Here is a 5,013-nt window from a genome sequence, read left to right on the forward strand (position 1 = left end):
GTTCCGGGCCTCTTCGCATGCGGTTCCGGACCAGGCTCTTGTTGTCTGCCCGTGGCGAATTCGTCCCCGTCGTGCTCGTCGTGCGTGTGTGATGGGCCCATGGACGATCAGGAGGCGATGGACGCCTACTCGGCGTCGATAGTGCGCGTCGTGGACGCCGTGCTGCCGTCGGTCGCGGCCGTCTCGGTGCGGACGGCGCAGGGGATGGGCGCCGGGAGCGCCTCCGTCATACCGGGGGAACGCCTGCTGCTCACGAGCGCGCACGTCGTGGAGTCCGCCACCGACGTTCGGGCGGCCTTCGCCAACGGTTCGGAGGTCGCCGCGCGGGTCATCGGCCGCGACCCGCTCTCGGATCTTGCGGTGCTCCGGGCCGACGACGACATCCCGCCCGCCATCACGTTCGGGGACGCAGCGACCCTCCGCGTGGGGCAGCTTGTCGTCGCCCTGGGAAATCCTCGTGGCCTGGCCGGCAGCGTGACCGCCGGGATCGTGTCGGCCCTCGGCCGGTCGCTGCCGACTGGGGCCGGGCGGATCGTCGACGAGGTCGTGCAGACGGACGCCGCGCTCAATCCGGGCAACAGCGGGGGAGCGCTCGCGGACACGAGCGGCCGGCTCGTGGGGGTCAACACCGCCGTCGCGGGCATCGGTCTGGGCCTCGCGGTGCCGATCAACACCACGACCCGGGGGATCATCGACGCGCTCGTGCGAACGGGGCGCGTCCGGCGGGCGTGGCTGGGGATCGCGGGGGCGCAGGTCGTCCTGCCCGAACCGGTCGCGGGACGGATCGGCTCGCGGACCGGGATGCGGGTCGCGCAGGTCATCGCCGGATCGCCCGCCGACCTGGCGGGAATCCGGGCCGGCGACATTCTCGTGGCGATCGACGGCGCCACGATCGTCACCACCACGGAGGTGCAGCGCCTTATGGTGGGCGAGGCGATCGGGCGGCGCACCGAGGTGACGGTGTGGCGCAACGGCGCCCTCGTTGATGCGGTGCTGCTCCCGGAGGAGCTTCCGCAGCCACGGTGACGTGCTCCGGCCCGGGTCTCAGCCCGCTGTTCGGCGCTGCGATCTTGGCGGCCGACAGGCACGCCGGCGTTCAGCGGTTCACGCGTCGATCGACTTCGCGCCGGTCACCGGCGGCTCGGCGGACCACGGGAAGGTGATCCACAGATCCGTGTCCTTCCACGAGTAGTCGGGCTGGATGATCGTGCGGGGCTTGGTGAACAGCACGGCGGACCGAGCCTCGGCGCCCTGCTTCGCCAGGAGGTCCATGACGAGGGCCAGGGTGCGGCCGGAGTCGGCGACGTCGTCCACCACCAGGACCTTGGCGCCCGGGAGCTCGGACGTGTCCATGAGCGGCGGCAGCACGCGGGGGTCGTCCAGCGTCTGGCCGATGTCCGTGTAGAACTCGACGTTCAGGGTGCCGACACCCTTGGTGCCGAGCGCGTACGCCATGGCACCGCCGGGAACCAGGCCGCCGCGCGCGACGGCGATCACCACCTCGGGCACGAACCCGCTGTCGACGACCTTGTGGGCCAGGTCGCGCACCGCGTCGGGGAAGGTCTCCCAGGTGAGTACCTCGCGCTCCGGCACGGGAACGGGCTCAGCGGCGGGAAGGTCTGTCGAGGTCATGGGACGACCCTACGAGATGTGGCGGGCACCCGGTTCGGGTACCCGCCACGTCTGCGCCGTGACCAGCGGCGACGCGTACATCGAGTGCGCGAGGTCTCAGACCGTCCGCGAGCGGACGGGCCGGGAGGTCAGGCGGCCTTCGCCTCGAGGATGTCGACCACGAACACGAGCGTCGAGTTCGCGGGGATGGCGCCGTTCTCCTGGTCGCCGTAGCCCTGGTCGGCCGGGACGACGAGCAGCACCTGGCTGCCGACCTTCTGGCCGGCGATGCCGTTGGTCCAGCCCGGGATAACGCCGTTCAGCGGGAACGACGTCGGGGTGCCGCGGCTCCACGAGGAGTCGAACGACGTGCCGTCGAGCAGGCAGCCCGCGTACTGCACGGTGACCGTCTGGTCCTTGGTGACCTCGGCGCCGTCACCCTCGACGAGAGGCTGGACCACCAGCTCGGTGGGTGCCTCGTAGTCCTTCGGGATGGTGACGGTCGGCTGGCCGTCGTCGGCGAGCGCGACGGTGGGCAGGCCCTCCTTCGGGGCGACCTCCGTGCCCTCCGCGCGCGTCGGGATCTCCTTGACCTCGGCGACCTCGACCATCGTGACCTGGATGGTCTGGTCCATCGCGGTGCTCGCCATCACGAGGCGCGTGCCGACCTTCTGGCCGATCAGGCGGTCGTTGAGCAGGTCGTACTGCGGGTCGCCGAGCGTGAACGTCTCAGGCTTCTTGGTCTCCCACGTCGAACCGCTCGTCTTGCCGTCCTTGCCCGCGATCACCACGTAGTTGATGGTCACCTGGGCGCCCTCGACGAGCTCCTCACCGGTGCCTTCGTCGACCACGCGGGACGTCGGGCCGGCAACCTTCAGCGGCGCCTTGAACGTGACCTTCGGCTCCTTGCCGACCGGGCCGTCGACCTTGATCGCGTCGACGGCCTTGACGTCGGCCTCGGACGGGCTGGGGGCGGGTGACGGCTCGGGCGCGGCCTTCACCTCGCAGACGTTTCCGTTGGCGGAGGCAGCGTCGCCGCCGTCCGCGGATCCGTCCTGGCCTGCGCAGCCGGTGAGCGCGATAGTTGCCAGCGCGACGGCTGCCAGGCCGGCAGTTGTGCGGTGCTTCACAAGTAGTCCTTCGGTCGGGTTTGCGCCTTGCTGGGGACCGCCACACTCTAGCGGGCGGAGATGGGCGGGGCTCCCAGGCAGTGTGATGCGCGATGCGAGCAGTCTTGGGCGGGGTTCGAGCGATCCGCTCCGCCCTGCGGAACAATAGTTGCCATGCCGTCGAACCGCCGCTCCAGCAAGCGTCCTTATGCCGCGGACCACGTCCCCCTCGATGTCGATCGGGCTACAGGTGGCCGTCGCAGCGAGTCGGCGGCGGACGGCGAGTGGGTGGTGCAGCGGATCCGCTCGTCCGACAAGACATACATCTGCCCCGCCTGCCGGCAGGAGGTGACGCCCGGGACCGCGCACGTCGTCGCGTGGAAGACGGACGTCCTCGGCGGTCCCGAGGCAGGCCTGGACGGTCGCAGGCACTGGCACAACAGCTGCTGGCAGCGCCGCGCGAACCTGCGGTGAGCCCGCACACGCGGAGCGGGGCGACAATGGGAGCGATGACCACCGAAGCGACGCCGGACGAGGCTTCCGGCCAGACGACCCACCAGATCCGCTCGCTCACCGTCCTGCCGGCGCAGCGGGAGGACGTCGAGCTGCACACCGCCGACGGCCTGACGCTCGTGGGTGAGCTGGCGCTGCCGGCGGACAGCGAGCCGTCGGCCAGCCTGCTGACGCTCCACCCGCTGCCGACGCACGGCGGGTTCATGGACTCCCACGTGTACCGCAAGGCCGCCTGGCGCCTGCCCGCCCTGGCGAACCTCGCCGTCCTGCGGTTCAACACGCGTGGCACCTCGTCCCCCCGCGGTACGAGCGAGGGCACGTTCGACGGCGGCGACGCCGAGCGGTACGACGTCGCGGCGGCGATCGAGCTCGCCGAGTTCCGGGGGCTCCCGCGGCCGTGGCTGGTCGGCTGGTCCTTCGGCACCGAGCTGGTGCTCAAGCACGGCACCGACCCGAGCATCGAGGGCGCGATCCTCCTGTCGCCGCCGCTGCACCGCGCGACCGACGAGGACCTGGACCGCTGGGCAGCGTTCGGGAAACCCCTCGTGGTCCTCGTGCCGGAGCTCGACGACTACCTGCGGCCGGACGAGGCCCGCCGCCGCTTCGCGCGCGTGCCGCAGGCCGAGGTGATCGGCGTCGACGGAGCCAAGCACCTGTGGGTGGGGGAGCCGGCCGTCGCCCGCGCGCTGAACGAGATAGTGGCCCATGTGCTGCCCGACCATCCGCTACCGCTGCCGACGCACTGGGACGGACCCGTAGGAGCTGCCTGAGCGGCCTCACCACCACAGCACCCATCACAGGAGGACGACGATGACCTCACAGGCCCTGGCCACCTTCACGCTGCACGACGGCGGCGGAGTGCCGCTCGTCCTGCTGCACGGCTTTCCGCTCGACCACCGCATGTGGGCGGCCTGTGCGGCGTTCCTTCCGCCGGGCACCCGCGCCATCGGCGTCGACCTGCCGGGCGCCGGGCACAGCGACCTCGACGGGTTCCAGCCGAGCATCGACCACACGGCCGACTGGGTCCACCGGACCATGACCGAGGCCGGCGAGGGCAACGCGGTGGTCGTCGGGCACTCGATGGGCGGGTACGTGGCGCTCGCCCTGGCCGAGCGGCACCCGGGGTTCGTCGCGGGTCTCGGGCTCGTGAGCACCAAGTCGACCGCGGACACCGAGGAGGCACGTGCCAAGCGCCTCCGGATCGCCGCCGCGGTGGATGCCAGCCAGACGGTGGACGCCGTCCTCAGCATGCCCGCCGCCCTGGTGGGTGCGACGACCACCGAACGCAGGCGGCACCTCTTCCCGGTGCTGGACTCGTGGATCCGCTCGCAGTCGCCCGCGGGCGTCGCCTGGGCCCAGCGCGCGATGGCGGCCCGCCCGGACCGGACGGCGGTGCTCGAGCGCTTCGACGCACCGGTCTCCGTGGTGGTGGGCGCCGAGGACACCATCACGCCGCTCGCCGAGGCGGAGCACATGGTCAGGGCGGCCGGTACCTCCGCACGGCTCTCCGCCGGTGACGGCGCGCTCACCCTCGTGCCCGGCGTCGGCCACATGAGCGTCGTCGAGGACCCGCAGGCCGTCGCAGCGGCCCTGGGCCTGCTGCACAGCCACGTGGTGGCGCACCGCTGACGAGCACGCCGAGCTCCGCGAAGTAGAGCGCCTGTCCGGTCTCCCTGGCAACACCTTCGTCGCGGGCAACTCCATCGGCGGCATGAGCGGCCGGATCATCGGCGGCTGGCTCGCGCAGGCCTGGGGCTGGCGGGTGGCCGTCGGAGTGATC

Annotated in this window: 6 protein-coding genes; 4 read left to right on the plus strand and 2 right to left on the minus strand. The window is 71.8% G+C overall.

Translation table 11 applies throughout. From position 1 onward, the window contains the following. The first annotated feature begins 99 nt into the window (after positions 1 to 99). Positions 100 to 1,026, plus strand: coding sequence for a S1C family serine protease (locus ACFWE2_RS24375; protein ID WP_377226791.1), 927 nt, complete (start codon positions 100 to 102; stop codon positions 1,024 to 1,026). A gap of 78 nt (positions 1,027 to 1,104) precedes the next feature. Here ACFWE2_RS24375 and ACFWE2_RS24380 read toward each other — a convergent pair whose 3' ends face one another. Both ACFWE2_RS24380 and ACFWE2_RS24385 read right to left on the minus strand, forming a co-directional pair. Then, positions 1,105 to 1,632, minus strand: coding sequence for a phosphoribosyltransferase (locus ACFWE2_RS24380; protein ID WP_377226792.1), 528 nt, complete (start codon positions 1,630 to 1,632; stop codon positions 1,105 to 1,107). Positions 1,633 to 1,760: 128 nt separating this feature from the next. Continuing rightward, the gene (locus tag ACFWE2_RS24385) at positions 1,761 to 2,741 is read right to left on the minus strand and encodes an FKBP-type peptidyl-prolyl cis-trans isomerase (protein ID WP_377226793.1); all 981 of its coding nucleotides are present in this window, start codon (positions 2,739 to 2,741) and stop codon (positions 1,761 to 1,763) included. A gap of 153 nt (positions 2,742 to 2,894) precedes the next feature. On the opposite strand from ACFWE2_RS24385, the gene ACFWE2_RS24390 reads away from it, so the two are divergent. The 3 genes from ACFWE2_RS24390 to ACFWE2_RS24400 are packed head-to-tail and all read left to right on the plus strand — an operon-like array spanning position 2,895 to position 4,862. Continuing rightward, positions 2,895 to 3,194 carry a hypothetical protein gene (locus tag ACFWE2_RS24390; protein WP_377226794.1) on the plus strand — a complete coding sequence of 100 codons (300 nt, stop codon included), beginning with the start codon at positions 2,895 to 2,897 and terminating at the stop codon, positions 3,192 to 3,194. 35 nt (positions 3,195 to 3,229) lie between these two features. Beyond that, positions 3,230 to 4,003 carry an alpha/beta hydrolase gene (locus ACFWE2_RS24395; protein ID WP_377226795.1) on the plus strand — a complete coding sequence of 258 codons (774 nt, stop codon included), beginning with the start codon at positions 3,230 to 3,232 and terminating at the stop codon, positions 4,001 to 4,003. Between the two features lie 40 nt (positions 4,004 to 4,043). Beyond that, entirely contained in the window at positions 4,044 to 4,862 is an 819-nt protein-coding gene (locus ACFWE2_RS24400) for an alpha/beta fold hydrolase (protein WP_377226796.1), read from the plus strand. Positions 4,863 to 5,013 lie beyond the last annotated feature (151 nt).

Source organism: Promicromonospora sp. NPDC060271 (assembly GCF_042726755.1).
Classification (GTDB): Bacteria; Actinomycetota; Actinomycetes; order Actinomycetales; family Cellulomonadaceae; genus Promicromonospora.